At 62.1% G+C, this 13656-nt stretch carries 12 protein-coding genes; 8 read left to right on the top strand and 4 right to left on the bottom strand.

Annotated elements, in window-relative coordinates; translation table 11 throughout:
* Positions 1–95: 95 nt before the first annotated feature.
* The 7 genes from LB541_RS03570 (at position 96) to LB541_RS03540 (ending at position 8650) form a co-directional block, all read left to right on the top strand.
* Positions 96–1721 carry an amidohydrolase gene (locus LB541_RS03570; protein ID WP_140896942.1) on the top strand — a complete coding sequence of 542 codons (1626 nt, stop codon included), beginning with the start codon at positions 96–98 and terminating at the stop codon, positions 1719–1721.
* A gap of 67 nt (positions 1722–1788) precedes the next feature.
* On the top strand, positions 1789–3381 hold the full coding sequence (locus LB541_RS03565) for an ABC transporter substrate-binding protein (protein ID WP_224617850.1): 1593 nt from the start codon (positions 1789–1791) through the stop codon (positions 3379–3381).
* A gap of 111 nt (positions 3382–3492) precedes the next feature.
* A complete protein-coding gene (locus LB541_RS03560; RefSeq protein ID WP_224617848.1) occupies positions 3493–4428 on the top strand; it encodes an ABC transporter permease in 936 nt (311 codons plus the stop codon).
* A 3-nt stretch (positions 4429–4431) separates the two neighbouring features.
* Positions 4432–5253, top strand: coding sequence for an ABC transporter permease (locus LB541_RS03555; RefSeq protein WP_140497347.1), 822 nt, complete (start codon positions 4432–4434; stop codon positions 5251–5253).
* Positions 5254–5258: 5 nt separating this feature from the next.
* Complete coding sequence (locus tag LB541_RS03550; protein WP_411969765.1) at positions 5259–6167, top strand: ABC transporter ATP-binding protein; 909 nt, start codon at positions 5259–5261, stop codon at positions 6165–6167.
* On the top strand, positions 6164–7114 hold the full coding sequence (locus tag LB541_RS03545) for an ABC transporter ATP-binding protein (protein WP_224617844.1): 951 nt from the start codon (positions 6164–6166) through the stop codon (positions 7112–7114). Before LB541_RS03550 ends, LB541_RS03545 begins: the two co-directional genes overlap by 4 nt.
* Positions 7115–7123: 9 nt before the next feature.
* On the top strand, positions 7124–8650 hold the full coding sequence (locus LB541_RS03540) for a M81 family metallopeptidase (RefSeq protein WP_140825658.1): 1527 nt from the start codon (positions 7124–7126) through the stop codon (positions 8648–8650).
* 143 nt (positions 8651–8793) lie between these two features.
* On the opposite strand, the gene LB541_RS03535 is transcribed toward LB541_RS03540, so the two are convergent.
* The 3 genes from LB541_RS03535 to LB541_RS03525 all read right to left on the bottom strand — a co-directional run bounded on the left by LB541_RS03535 (position 8794) and on the right by LB541_RS03525 (position 11088).
* The gene (locus tag LB541_RS03535; protein WP_140561700.1) at positions 8794–9705 is read right to left on the bottom strand and encodes an alpha/beta fold hydrolase; all 912 of its coding nucleotides are present in this window, start codon (positions 9703–9705) and stop codon (positions 8794–8796) included.
* Positions 9706–10100: 395 nt separating this feature from the next.
* Positions 10101–10841, bottom strand: a complete 741-nt coding sequence (locus LB541_RS03530) for an SDR family oxidoreductase (protein ID WP_224617842.1) — start codon at positions 10839–10841, stop codon at positions 10101–10103.
* A 34-nt stretch (positions 10842–10875) separates the two neighbouring features.
* On the bottom strand, positions 10876–11088 hold the full coding sequence (locus LB541_RS03525) for a tautomerase family protein (RefSeq protein WP_224617840.1): 213 nt from the start codon (positions 11086–11088) through the stop codon (positions 10876–10878).
* A gap of 133 nt (positions 11089–11221) precedes the next feature.
* On the opposite strand from LB541_RS03525, the gene LB541_RS03520 reads away from it, so the two are divergent.
* Complete coding sequence (locus tag LB541_RS03520; protein ID WP_224617837.1) at positions 11222–12160, top strand: LysR family transcriptional regulator; 939 nt, start codon at positions 11222–11224, stop codon at positions 12158–12160.
* A gap of 52 nt (positions 12161–12212) precedes the next feature.
* Here the strand turns inward: LB541_RS03520 and LB541_RS03515 are convergent, their stop codons facing one another.
* Positions 12213–13583: a c-type cytochrome gene (locus tag LB541_RS03515; protein ID WP_224617836.1), complete on the bottom strand. Its 1371-nt coding sequence runs from the start codon at positions 13581–13583 to the stop codon at positions 12213–12215.
* Positions 13584–13656: the final 73 nt, after the last annotated feature.

Here is a 13656-nt window from a genome sequence, read left to right as displayed (position 1 = left end):
GGGAGAAGAATCTGACCGCACACGAAACGGAATGCCACTCAAAGTCAAATCTATGTCGGCGACGTCCGTGAACGCCGGGGAGAAGAAAAGGCAGCATGAATTCGCAGAACCAAGCCGATCTCGTTTTGCATGGCGGCAAGATTTGGACCGGTTACGGAAATCCGATCGCGGAGGCGATTGCGGTCTTGGGCAACCAGGTCGTGGCCAGTGGCTCCAACGCCGATATCAAGCCCCTGATCGGAAAGGGCACGAGGGTCGTGGATCTGGCCGGGCGCTTCGCAATGCCCGGTTTGAACGATGCGCACCTACATCTGATCTCGACGGGGCTCCTGCGTGGCAAGGTCGATGCGACGCCCGATGCCGCGCCGACCCGCGGCGCGCTGATGGCTGCGCTGCAGGCACGGGCCGCCGAAACGCCCAAAGGCGCATGGGTGACCGCGCGCGGTTTTGACCAGACCCGATATCCGGACGCACTGATGCCGACCGTGAAGGAGCTGGACGCCGCCCTGCCGGATCATCCCGTTTCGGTCACGCGCGCCTGCGGCCATGTCACTGTCGTGAATTCGCTGGCGCTGGCGCTGGCGGGAATCGATATCGACACGCCCGATCCGGATGGTGGCGTCATTGGGCGCGAGGCCGGGCAACTGACCGGAATGCTGGCTGAGAACGCCCAGAACCTCGTCTACGACGTCCAGCCGACAGCCTCTTTCGCCGAGATACTCGATGCTATCGAAGCGGGGGGCCGTGATCTCCTGCGGTTCGGCATAACGTCCTGCATGGACGCGGCCACTGGCCAGATCGACGGTATGATCGAGATCGAGGCTTATCATGAGGCCGAGCGCAGCGGCCGGCTCCCGGTACGGGTCTGGGCAACACTTCTGGGCGACCCCGGTTCGTCCATCGTCGAGCCTTGCCATGCCGCGGGTCTCGTTACCGGGGTCGGCAGCGACATGTTCCGCATAGGCGGCGTGAAGATATTCACGGACGGCTCGGCCGGCGGACGCACGGCCTGGATGCGCCAGCCATATATTGGCCAGCCTGACAATTTCGGTGTCCGGATGCTGCCAGACGCTCAATTGTTCGAACTGGTCGACCGCTACACCGCAATGGGCTACACCATGGTCTGCCATGGCATTGGCGATGCCGCCATCGACCAGCTCGTGCGCGCTTATGAACGTGTGCGCGCCGCCAGGCCGGATCACAAGCACCGGCACCGGATCGAGCATTGCGGTTATGTCGATGATGCCATCAATCAGCGGATGTTGAAGGCAGGCATCCTGCCTGCGCCGCAGCAGGCCTTCATCTATGATTTCGGCGACGCCTACGTCTCGGTTCTCGGGCCGGAGCGCGGGTTGCGCTCCTATCCGATCGGAACCTGGGATCGCCTCGGCATGAAGCCGTCCACCGGCAGCGACTCGCCGGTCTGTTCGCCCAATCCCTTCCCGGACCTCTACGCCATGCTGACGCGCAAGACGCACAAGGGCACGGTAATGGACGCTTCCGAAATACTGACGTCCGAACAGGCGTTGCGCGCCTATACCGAACATGGTGCCTACTCCCAGGGCGCGGAAATGGTGAAGGGCCGGTTGGAGCCTGGAATGCTCGCGGACATCGCCGTGTTCTCCAACGACCTCCTGACGGCCACACCGGAGACAATCCTGCGTGAAACGCGCTGTGAGATGACAATTCTGGATGGGCGCATCGTCTATGAAGGAAGTTGAGGCGGGATGCCGGTTGGGCCCGTCTCTGACAGGAAATCAACAACGAACCACAGGGAGGAATTGAGGGATGTTGAACAGACTTGGCTTGATCGCGGCGCTTGCGCTTGGAACGGCGACCGCCGCGCTGGCGCAGGACGCCACACCGAAGGATGGGGGGAAATTGGTGTTCACCGCGCCCTATGGCAACTCCATCACATCGCTGGACATCACGGCGACACCGCATACGCAAGACGAGATCGTGGCCAAAGCGATCAACCGCTCCCTCTACAAATGGAACCCGGAAAGCGGCAAGCCTGAGCTCGACCTCGCCGAAACGGTAGAGAAGTCGGCGGATGGCAAGACCTATACCTACAAGCTCCGGGAAGCGACCTTTCACAATGGCGACAAGCTCGACGCCGATGACGTGATCTGGTCCTACAACCGTCTGGCCGATCCCAAGAAGGCCCTGCCGGGCGCCGAGCAGATGTTGCAGATCGCCGGCGTCGCCGAATTTCAGGCAGGCAAGGCCGATCATATTTCCGGGTTGAAGAAGATCGACGACAGGACCATCGAAATCACCTTCATCAACCTGGCCGATCCGGGCTGGAACCTGATGTCCAACTATGCGCCGATCTACTCCAAGGACTATCCGGAGGATCAGCTCGCCTCCAAGCCGAACGGCCTTGGCCCGTTCAAGCTCGCCAATTACGTTGCGGGCTCGAAGGTCGAACTGGAGAAGTTCGACGGCTACTATGAGAAGGGCAAGCCGCATCTCGACAAGCTCGACATCATGCTGATGGGCGAAGCTTCGGCTCGCGACGTTGCCTTCCGCAACGCGGAGATCGATACCAACGTTCTCGGCCCTGTGCAGTACGAGGCCTACAGCCAGGATCCGGCGCTGAAGGATCACATCCTTGAGGTGGCCGAAGTCTACACCCGCAATATCGGCTTCAATCCGAAGGTCGAGGCATTCAAGGACAAGCGCGTCCGGCAGGCGATCAATTATGCGATCAACAAGGACCTGATTGTCGAGAAGCTCTTGAAGAACAAGGCTTATCCTGCGGTCTCTTGGCTGCCGATTTCATCGCCGGCCTTCGACAAGGACGCCAAGCCCTATGCCTATGATCCGGAAAAGGCCAAGGAACTGCTGAAGGAGGCAGGGTTCGAGACCGGTCTGAAGTTCTCGGTCACCGCGACCTCGAACGAAAGCTGGGGCCTGCCGATCGTCGAGGCGATCATCCCGATGCTGGCCAAGGTGGGCGTCACCGTGACGACCGACCCGGTGGAAAGCTCGGTCCTGTCCGACAAGATCCTGTCCGACAATTTTGATGCCTTTATCTGGTCGAACTCGTCGGGCCCGGATCCGCTGAAATATCTGAACTGCTTCTATTCGAAGACATCGCAAACCGCCTGCAACTACGTCAAGTTCAACAATGCCGACTTCGACAAGCTGATCGAGCAGGCAGGCAACGAAACCGATCCGGCCAAACAGAACGATCTTCTGAGGCAAGCCAACAACCTGCTGCAGGACGAGGCTCCGATCTGGTTCTTCAATTACAACAAGGCCGTCATGGCCTACCAGCCATGGGTCCACGGGCTGAAGCCGAACGGCGCGGAACTGGCTATCCAGGATTACGAGGACATCTGGATCGACGACAGCGCACCCGCATCACGCAAGTAGCGCGATGGCATGGCTGGCGGGCGGGACCGGTTTGTACGGCCCCGCCCACCGCATGGCGCCCACTCCTCGCCCGCCGCATGGCGCCCAGTTGTTGAAAGGCAGGATTCGCGGATGTCGCGCTTCATCTTTCGTCGCACGCTGCAGATGATCCCGACCCTGCTGGCGGTCGTGCTGATCATTTTCGTGATATTCAGCGTCGTCCCCGGCAGCTTCATATCGAGCCTGATGTCGGAGGGGCGCAACGCCACGAATGCCGATGTGATGGCGCATCTGAACGAGCAGTTCGGGCTGGACAAGCCTCTGCCGGTCCGCCTGTGGGACTATCTGTGGGGGCTGGCGCATTTCGACCTTGGAATTTCCTACCGCACCCGCGAACCGGTGTGGAACGTGATCGAGCCGCGGCTCTGGCCTTCGATCAAACTGGCGCTGGCGGCGATGGGCTTTGCCGCGGCAGTCGGTATTCCTCTGGGATTTCTGGCCGCGCTGAAGCCCGGCAGCGTGTTGGACACCGGCACGATGATGCTGGCGGTTTCCGGCCTGTCGGTTCCCGAATTCTGGCTAGGCTTGCTGCTAATGTACGTCTTTGCGCTGCAGCTCGGTCTGCTGCCGAGCTTCGGCTACCAGCCCGGCGGCATCCGCTACATCATATTGCCTGCCATCGCGCTCGGCGTATCGCCGATGGCGCTCTTGGCGCGAACCACCCGCGCTGGCGTTCTGGACGTGATGAACGCGGATTTCGTGCGAACGGCGCGAGCCAAAGGGTTGACCGAACCGCGTCTGGTGCGCAGTCACGTCACCCGCAACGTGCTGGTGTTGATCCTGACCACGCTTGGCCTTCAGATCGGTTCGCTCATGGGGCAGGCGATCGTGATCGAGAAACTGTTTTCCTGGCCAGGGATCGGGTCGCTTCTGGTCGACAGCGTGTTGGCACGCGACATTCCCGTGGTTCAGGGTACGGTCATCGTGATCGTGTTGTGGTTCCTTGTCATCAACATGCTGGTCGATATCGCCTATGCCATGATCGACCCGCGCATCAAGGTGGCCTGATCCATGCGGTTGCGTTTCAATTTCGCCCTTGGCCTGGCGCTGGCGTTGCTCGTGGTCGCCGCAGCCGTCAGCGCCGGCTGGATTGCCCCGTACAACCCGATATTCGACGCCGACCTGATGAATTCTGAAATGCCGCCGAGCTGGGACCATCTTTTGGGCACGGACGGGCAGGGTCGCGACGTCTTTTCCCGTATCCTCTACGGCGCCAGGGTGTCGCTGACCGTCGGCCTCGTTTCGCAGTTGATCAACTCGTGCATCGGTATGGCGCTTGGGGTTTCGGCCGGTTATTTCGGAGGCTGGTGGGACGACCTGGTGAACGGGCTGACCAACGTCATGCTGGCGATCCCATCCCTGGTCTTCGCGCTCGCCATCATGGCGGTGTTGGGACCCGGCTTGCCAAGTCTCCTGATCGCATTGGGCCTGACCAACTGGTCCTGGACCTGCCGCATCGCCCGCAGCTCCACCTTGTCGCTCAAGAATCAGGGCTTCGTGCAGGCCGCCAGGGCGGCCGGCTTCAGCGACGCCAACATCATGCGCACGCAGATACTGCCGAATATCGTCGGTCCGGTGCTGGTCATCGCGACACTTGGTATCGGCGGCGCGGTTCTGGCGGAAGCTGCACTGTCTTTCCTCGGCGTCGGCATCCGGCCACCGCAGCCGAGCTGGGGGAACATGCTGACCGACGCGCGCGAACTGATCCGCACCGCCCCCTGGGCCTCGCTGTTCCCCGGCCTCGCAATCTTCGCCACGGTCCTTGGCTTCAATCTGCTCGGTGACGGGCTGCGCGACATGCTGGATCCGCATATGAGGATAAGGCAGGCATGAGCGGCATTCTTCCCGACCCTGTTCTGTCCATCCGCGACTTGCGCATCGGCGTCGGCAAGCGGAACGAAATCCTTCACGGCGTGTCTTTCGATATCCTGCCTGGGGAAACTTACGGACTTGTCGGCGAATCCGGTTCGGGCAAAAGCATCACCGGCCTTTCGGTGATGGGGTTGCTTAAACGCCCGCTGGAGGTGACCGGCGGCTCGATCTTCTTCCGGAGCCAGGACGTGTTGAAGCTTGGCAGCCGCGCCAGGCGCCGTCTGCGCGGCGACCGTATGGCGATGGTGTTTCAAGAGCCCATGACGGCGCTCAATCCGCTGATGGCGATTGGCCGTCAGATCGCGGAAATGTTCGTCGTTCACAGGGGCTTCGGGTGGTCGGATGCGCGCAGGAAAGCCGTCGAGGCACTGGAAAGCGTTCGTGTGCCGGCGCCCGAGGAACGCGCCCTGTCCTACCCCCATCAGCTGTCGGGAGGGATGCGCCAGCGCGTCATGGTCGCCATTGCACTGGCCTGCCGTCCCGACCTGCTGATTGCGGACGAGCCGACCACCGCACTTGATGTGACGGTCCAGGCAGGCGTCCTGGAATTGCTTGCCGAGCTTTGCACGGCTGAAGGAACGGCCGTGCTGCTGGTCAGTCACGATTTGGGCGTGATCGCCAATATGTGCCGGCGCGTCGGGGTCATGGACCGGGGGCGGCTCGTCGAGGAGCAGGACACCAAGGCTCTGTTCGAAAATCCGCTGCATCCCTATACCCGCGGCCTGCTCGCGGCGCGCCCGCGCCTGGGGTCGCGAACGCTGGTGGGACGCGCCCGCCTGACCGAACTGGACCAGGTCGTGACCAGCGAGGAGCGTGGACATGACGCACCGACGCTGATCACGCCGCGCGGCCTTGGTCTGGAGGCGACCGCATGAACCAGCCTCTTCTGGAAATCCGCGACCTCAACGTCCATTTCCCGCTGCCGCGTCGCTCGCTGTTGGGGCCAAAGCGGACGCTTCGTGCCGTTCAGAGCGTGAACCTGACCCTGAACGAAGGAGAGTGCCTGTCCATCGTCGGTGAATCCGGCTGCGGAAAATCCACCACCGCGCTGACCGTGATGGGCCTGCAGGAGCCGACTTCGGGAAAGATACTGTTCCAGGGCAAGCCGTTGGCAGGCCCTGGCGCTCCCGCCCGCAAGGAGCGCGCGCGCATCGCTCAGATGGTGTTTCAGGACCCGTATGCGTCGCTGAATCCGCGCCAGACCATCGGCCGCATGCTGTCCTCGCAGCTTTCCCTTCATGGAATCGCCAAGGGAAGCGAGGCCAGCCACCGCGTCGCCGAGATGCTGACCCGCGTCGGCCTGACGCCCGATCACGCCGACCGTTATCCGCATGAATTCTCCGGTGGACAGCGCCAGCGGATCGGCATCGCGCGGGCGTTGATGCTCGATCCGAAGATCCTGGTGCTGGACGAGCCGGTGTCGGCGTTGGACGTGTCCATCCAGGCGCAGATCATCAACCTGCTGATGGACCTGCAGGAAACGCTGGGCTTGAGCTACATCATGATTTCCCATGATCTGAGCGTGGTCGAGCATGTCAGCGACAGGGTTGCCGTCATGTATTTCGGCCGCGTGGTGGAAGAGGGTGACTGGCATTCGATTTTTAGTCGCCCGACGCATCCCTACACGCGTCGCCTGATCGGTTCGGTTCCCGATCCCGACGCGATCCTGACCGGGGCACGCACCTTGCCGGATGCCGCCTTCGTTCCAGACGCCGCCCGCTTTTCGCCCGACATTTCGCGCCGTCCGGATCCCGACGAAGAACACGAGCCAAGCGAGCTTGTCGAGATCGGCCGCGGTCATCGCGTCCGCCTCGCGCAATAGGAATTGCCGATGACCTTCACCGTCCTTACCTGCGAATTCATGCACGAGAGCAATACGTTCTCGCGCTTCCGCACCGACTTGCCGCAGTTTCAGGTGGACACGCTTCTCCTTGGCGACGAAGCGATCCGCGCCCGCCGCAACGCCAACACCGAACTTGCTGGGTTCATGGATGTGGCGGAACCGGCGGGCTGGAACGTGATCCACGCGATTTCGGCACATGCCGTGCCCGGGGGGCGGGTGACGAAAGCCGCCTATGACCACATCGCCGGTATTATCCTGGAGGCAGCGCGTTCGAACAAGGGCCGCCTCGATGGAGTGCTTCTTGGACTTCATGGCTCGATGGTGCCGGAGTTTTGCCATGACGGTGAAGGGTATCTGCTGGGCCTTCTGCGGGCCGAACTTGGAGCGGACATTCCTGTTGCGGTAACGCTCGACCTTCATGCGATGGTGTCCGAAGACATGGTTCGGGACGCGCAGATCCTTGTTTCCTACAAGACCTATCCGCATGTGGACATGCGCGAAATCGGCGCGCATGCCGCCCGTATCCTGGATCGCGCAATGAAAGGTGAAATCGCGCCCCGGACTGTCAGGGCGCATGTGCCGATGCTGGACGAAGCGAATTCCGGCCGCACCGACATTCCCGAGACGCTGGCCCTTTATGACCGCGCCCGCGAGGCCGAGGCCGAGGGCTTGCTCGCGGTTTCCGTCAATGCAGCCTTCACGGGCGCCGACGTGTCCTGCGTCGGTCCCACCGTGCTCGCAACCTATGACAGCCGTGATCCCGGCGCCAAGCCAGCCGCCATGCGTGTGACAGAGGAACTTGCGGACAGGATCTGGCAGGGCCGGACCAGGAAGCGCAATGTTTTCATCGAGGTCGACGAGGCTGCTGCCGAGGCGCATGCCTGGCGCGGCGACAAACCGCTTGTTATCGCCGATTACGCCGACAATCCCGGCGCCGGTTCCTACGGCGACTCGACCGCGCTGTTGAAGGGCCTGCTTGATGCGGGAGTAAAGGGTGCGGTACTCGCGCCGATGATCGATCCTCAAGCGGCAAATGAATTGCACCGTCACCGGCAAGGCGAGACTGTGACGGTGACGATTGGCGGCAGGGGCGACCCCAATTTCGGCGGTGGCCCGCTAACAGTGACGGGTGTGCTGACCAGGCTTTCGGAGGGCAGCTATGTCGGTGACGGACCGATTCAAGGCGGGCTCACCCATAGTTTCGGACCCACCGCCGTAATCGATGTCGACGGGATCGAAGTCCTGGTCGTTTCAGAAGCGCAGCAGATGGTCGACCTTCAGCAATTGCGGGCCTTCGGAATAGAACCGACGGCTCGCCGCGTGTTGGTCCTGAAGTCGATGCAGCATTTCCGGGCGGCATTCGAGCCGATAGCGGGCAAGGTCATCGTCTGCGATGCGGGCGCGCTGGCAACGCCGCGGGCAGAACGGCGTCCCTATATCCACGCGCCGCGCCCGCTCTGGCCGCTCGACAAGGATTTCGAGCGCTTCGTTCGTCCCTTGGTCGACACATTCTAAATTACCAAAGCGGGCCAGTGCAGACGGCCCCTTCCTGGATGCGAATGCTGACAGCGAGCGCACTCTTCGCAGGCCCTGCGTGGCGACGGCGGTGCGATCGATCATCGACCGTCAAGTCACAGACATCGCCGATACGCTTCAGCTCATCTATTCGCTCCGGCCTGCGGGCCTGCCCGGGCCGTTGTTCGAGGCTCGGAAAACGGCGGCGTCCGCGCTGCATCGTGACGCGCGCCGTCCCGGTGCCAGAAGTCGAGAACGGCTGCGGTAATAGCCTCTGGCGCGTCCTCCTGAACAAGATGCTTCGCATCCGGTACGACAACGAGTGGAGCGTTTGGAATGCGCCGTGCGAGTTCCTCACCATCTTTCAGCGGGATGAATTCATCCTCGGCGCCCCAAAGAATGGTCACGGGGCAGCGGATTTCGCCGTAACGATCTTCGATCTCCTCGCTGTACTTGTCGTCCATCTGCGCCACCTGGCGCCAGAACGCCTTCTTGCCCTCCTCGCTAAGCCAAGGCTGGAGGTAAAGCCGCATCTCCTCTTCGCGCAATTTGTGCTTCGCTGCGGCACCAATATACGCGCGCAGGACGGCTTCATGGATATAAGCCGGTAGACCGGCAAAAACGTCTTGGTGCGTCTTGGCCGCCTGCACCAGCGCGGATCCCTGCGGGCTGATTGCGACAGGATCGATCAGCATGAGGCTGCTGTAGTCGATGCCGTCCATGAGATGGGCGCGCAACGCGGCGGACCCGCCAAAGTCATGCGCGACAACGTCCGGGCGCTCTATACCCCAATGCTTTACCAGCGCCGCGAAAACTCCATTCTGAAGACCATGCAGGACGTCGGCGTCCGGCTTGTCGGACTGCCCGAAACCCAGCAAATCATAATAGAAAACCCGACGGTGCCGCGCGAGCCACGGTGCAATTCGCCGCCACACCAGCGAGGAAAATGGCGAGCCGTGCAGGAGGATCGCAGGCTGTCCTTCGCCGAGCGTGCCCCAGGCGATCGCGTGATCGCCGTAGATGAAGCGTTCAGGCAGAGTCCAGTTCGCAATCATCTCGTCCTCCGTATCCAGAGACTTGTCGAGGAATCCGACAGGAAGCGGGTCGGACCGAAACTCTCAGCCATGGTGCGATGGTGCGAATTCCGGCCCTGGACAATCTCTCGGCGACAGAAACCCAGGTGGTAGCGTCGTCAGGCCAGCCGTGCAGCAGCAAAGCCGCTGTGTCATGCTTCGCGCCTTCCTCCAGAAAGGCGATGTCGAGCATTTGTGGCCGCGGTTGACGGCATGATGAAGCGCGCGTGGGTCTGCATCCCTGCCCAACGAGGACGGCGCGATCGGGTTCCTTGGCATGCGACCATCAGGCCGCTCTTGTCGACCTCCGTCCGAGGCAGCCCGTTCACGGAAAGCCTTCCCCTATCCGAGCCGGACTTGCTTCATGATCCTGTTCCTCAGATGACCCCGCCATTCGCTCGGACGATCTGGCCGTTGATCCAGCCGCTGTCCGGTCCGACCAGCAGGGAGACGACGCGCGCGATGTCGTCGACCTCGCCCAGACGGCCGAGCGGGTTCATATGTTTGATGCGATCGAGCGTCGCCTGATCCTTGCCTTCGAGAAAAAGCTCGGTGGCCACCGGCCCCGGCGCAACCGCGTTGACCGTGATGGCGCGGGATCCCAACTCCTTCGCCAGGATGTGGGTGAGCGCTTCGACGGCGGCCTTGGTGGCCGCATAAACGCCATAGGTCGGCTGGTAGAGTCCGACGACGCTGGTCGAGAAGTTCACGATACGGCCGCCGTCGCGCAGGCGCCTCGCCGCCTCGCGCAGCCCGTTGAACGTGCCCTTGAGATTGATCGCGATGGTCTGATCGAAGCTCGCATCTTCAAACTGAGCGACCGGCGCGAGCTTCATGATGCCGGCATTGTTCACCAGCACGTCGACGCCGCCATGGGCCGCTTCGGCGGAATCGAACATCCGTCTCACAGCTTGGGGGTCGCTGACATCGGCCTGGAAGGAGGTGGCCCGACCGCCGGCCTTTTCGATCTCGTCCACCAGCTTGGCGGCCGTTTTGGCGCTGCCTGCATAGTTGACGACGACCGTGAGGCCGTCGCTCCCCAGCCGGCGGGCGATGGCCGCTCCAATGCCACGAGACGCTCCCGTGACGATTGCAACTTTGTTCGTTGAGGTGGTCATTTGTCGTTGTTCCTTTGCCGTGTTGTTGCCGACATCAATCCTTCGCTCGATATTCCTGCGGGATCACGAAGACCTCGTCGGCGCGGGCGTAACCGCCGTCCTTGACCTCCTCGATCAGGACCATGGAATGCGGCCGAGCGGCCTCGGAGAAATATTCCACGAGCATCGTCGTGGTTCGATGGATGATCTCTTCTTTCTGGGCCCGGCTCAACGCCGCCTCGGGGACCTTGAAATTGACGAAGGGCATGATCTTCACTCCCGTTGGTTGATTGATCTGACGACTTGAATGGTTTGAAAGTAGCCGTTTTTAAAACCAGCACTAGAAGGCCGATTTCAACATCACCATTTCAAAAACCATAACAATCGACTACGAGATGGTCATGGATCGCATCGACGTCATGCGGCTCTTCGTCAGGATCGTCGAGCGTGGGAGCTTTGCTCAGGCCTCGCGGGACCTGCAGGTTCCGCGGCCCACTGCCACTCATGCGATCCAGCGCCTGGAAGCGGATCTCGGCGTTCGGCTCCTCGAACGGACAACTCGAAATGTGAGGCCGACGCTCGATGGCGCACTCTACCATGAACGCTGCATCCGGCTCCTTGCGGACCTGGATGAGGTGGAGAGCGTCTTCAGGAATGCCGAACCCAAGGGTCCGCTTCGTGTGGATATGCAGGGGACCATCGCGCGGTTTTTCGTCATGCCTGTCTTGCCCGAGTTCATCATGCGTTATCCCGGCATCTCACTCAGCCTCAGCGAAGGCGACCGGATGGTCGACCTCATCACTGAAGGTGTCGATTGCGTCGTGCGAGCCGGCGAGCTGTCCGACTCGTCTCTGATCGGTCGCCGCATAACCGCATTCGAGCAACTCACCCTGGCGAGCCCAGCCTATCTTGAACGTCACGGCGTCCCTTCAACACCGGATGATCTCGGCGGCCATCGCATGGTTGCCTATACCGCCTCCGCGACAGGGCAGCCGTACCCGCTGGAATTCTATAAGGACGGCGCGGCAAGGGAGGTTCCACTACCCTACGACATCGTCGTCCGGGGCGCCGAAATCTACACGGCCTCCGGCGTCGCTGGGCTCGGGTTGATACAGGTCCCGCGTTATCGCGTAGAGCATCAGATCGCCACCGGGGAATTGGTTCCGATACTGGAAACCTTCCCACCACCGCCGATACCCGTATCCGTGCTCTATCCCCAGAGCCGCCATCTGTCTTCGCGGATCAGGGTGTTCATCGATTGGCTGGCGGACGTCTTTCGCGCCCCTCGCGGCGTTGCCGGGAGTTCCTCTCAGAAGGGCTTGGTCGAGATGCCAAACTGAAGCAGTTCATCCCGGAAACGCCGAACGGTACGCCACGCTTCGGCACACCGTCTCATGGCCTGCCCCTCGACACGAATGTGAGATGCCTCTGGTGCATTCTCAGGCGAAGGCGTCTGGCGAGCAGAAGCGCCAGACCAAGCGCAAATACGATGCCGCCCGCCACCAGCGCCTGGGCCGCCAGAACCAGCACCGTCTGCTCTGTCGTCGAGCCTGCCCGCATCTGGCGCACATCGGCTGCCGTGACGCTGACTTGCGGGTTTCCGAAGCGCGCTGTCACATAGTTTGCAAGGGCCGCCACCTGGCCGTCGTCCAGCCAGCCGTCAAAGGCCGCCATCGATTTGCGGCCCGCGACGCCGCCTGCCTTGACGCCTTCAAGGATGGTCATGACGACATTCTCAGGCGAGGTTACGCCGAGAGTGCTGTTGTTGGTCAGTGATGGATAGGTGCCATCCGCCGATCCGCCTCCATTCAGGCCATGACATCCCGAGCAGAGCGACCGGTAGAGATCGTCGCCCACCGCGACCCCGCTGCCCTCCACGCTGGTCTTCGTCCCGGCATCGCGGGCGGCTGCGGGCGGATTGGTCCACGCGAAGCGCGGCCGCTTCTCGTCTCCCGATTGGGCGGGCACGGTCCTGAGATAGGCGACGATGGCATGAATGTCGTCGTCCGAAAGATATTGCAGGCTGTTCATGACCGTTTCCGCCATCGGACCGCCCGCATATGCCTTTCCAGGCATGGCGCCGGTCTTGAGAAACCGAAACAGCTCCTCATCGCTCCAGCCGCCTATGCCCGCGATCTTGTCGCTGCTGATGTTGAACGCCTGCCAGATACCGGCGCTGCCGCCGGCAAGCTTGCGATCTTCATCCATGCCGAACGTCGTATTCCTTGGAGTGTGGCAGGCGCCGCAGTGGCCAAGCACCTCCACCAGGTAGGCGCCCCTGTTCCATGCGCCGGTTCGGCTTGGATTTGGTCCGAAGCCGCCGGCGTGGAGGTTGGCAAGTTTCCACAACCAGAGCGTCCAGCGCTGGTTAAATGGAAAGGGCAGTATGTTTGGCGGCGACGGCTGAGAAATCGGCGCGGTCGTGAGCAGGTAGGCTCGGATCGCGAGCACATCCTCGCGGTTCATCCCGACGAAGCTGTCATATGGCATGGCGGGATAGAGATCGGCCCCGTCGCGTCTGACGCCTTTCTGCACGGCTCGCACGAATTCGTCGGCGGAATAGCGCCCGATGCCTGTGTCGGGGTCCGGTGTGATGTTGGTGGAATAGACATCGCCGAACGGCGTCGGCACCCGATAGCCTCCGGCGAAAGCCCGGCTCGGATTGGACGTGTGGCAGCCGACGCAATCGGCGGCTCGGGCAAGATATTCGCCTTTCTGGATCTCGTTCGCCCGCAGCGGCGTGCCAGGCGCCAGCGACGCCATGACGGCCGCGACTACACGTAGGAGAACGGCGAGGAACGGAACGCTCGCAGCAGGCCACCGCAAACGCTGCCCA

This window comes from Mesorhizobium sp. BR1-1-15, from assembly GCF_020165475.1.
Classification (GTDB): Bacteria; Pseudomonadota; Alphaproteobacteria; order Rhizobiales; family Rhizobiaceae; genus Mesorhizobium.
Note: the sequence above shows the minus strand (reverse complement) of the source record. Positions and strands in the feature narration are given on the sequence as shown.

Coding starts and splice junctions, on each gene's coding strand:
- LB541_RS03520 (WP_224617837.1), top strand. CDS start 11,222: ATGGATCGCATCGACGTCATGCGGCTCTTCGTCAGGATCGTCGAGCGT.
- LB541_RS03555 (WP_140497347.1), top strand. CDS start 4,432: ATGCGGTTGCGTTTCAATTTCGCCCTTGGCCTGGCGCTGGCGTTGCTC.
- LB541_RS03560 (WP_224617848.1), top strand. CDS start 3,493: ATGTCGCGCTTCATCTTTCGTCGCACGCTGCAGATGATCCCGACCCTG.
- LB541_RS03525 (WP_224617840.1), bottom strand. CDS start 11,088: ATGCCCTTCGTCAATTTCAAGGTCCCCGAGGCGGCGTTGAGCCGGGCC.
- LB541_RS03535 (WP_140561700.1), bottom strand. CDS start 9,705: ATGATTGCGAACTGGACTCTGCCTGAACGCTTCATCTACGGCGATCAC.
- LB541_RS03540 (WP_140825658.1), top strand. CDS start 7,124: ATGACCTTCACCGTCCTTACCTGCGAATTCATGCACGAGAGCAATACG.
- LB541_RS03530 (WP_224617842.1), bottom strand. CDS start 10,841: ATGACCACCTCAACGAACAAAGTTGCAATCGTCACGGGAGCGTCTCGT.
- LB541_RS03545 (WP_224617844.1), top strand. CDS start 6,164: ATGAACCAGCCTCTTCTGGAAATCCGCGACCTCAACGTCCATTTCCCG.
- LB541_RS03515 (WP_224617836.1), bottom strand. CDS start 13,583: ATGGCGTCGCTGGCGCCTGGCACGCCGCTGCGGGCGAACGAGATCCAG.
- LB541_RS03570 (WP_140896942.1), top strand. CDS start 96: ATGAATTCGCAGAACCAAGCCGATCTCGTTTTGCATGGCGGCAAGATT.
- LB541_RS03565 (WP_224617850.1), top strand. CDS start 1,789: ATGTTGAACAGACTTGGCTTGATCGCGGCGCTTGCGCTTGGAACGGCG.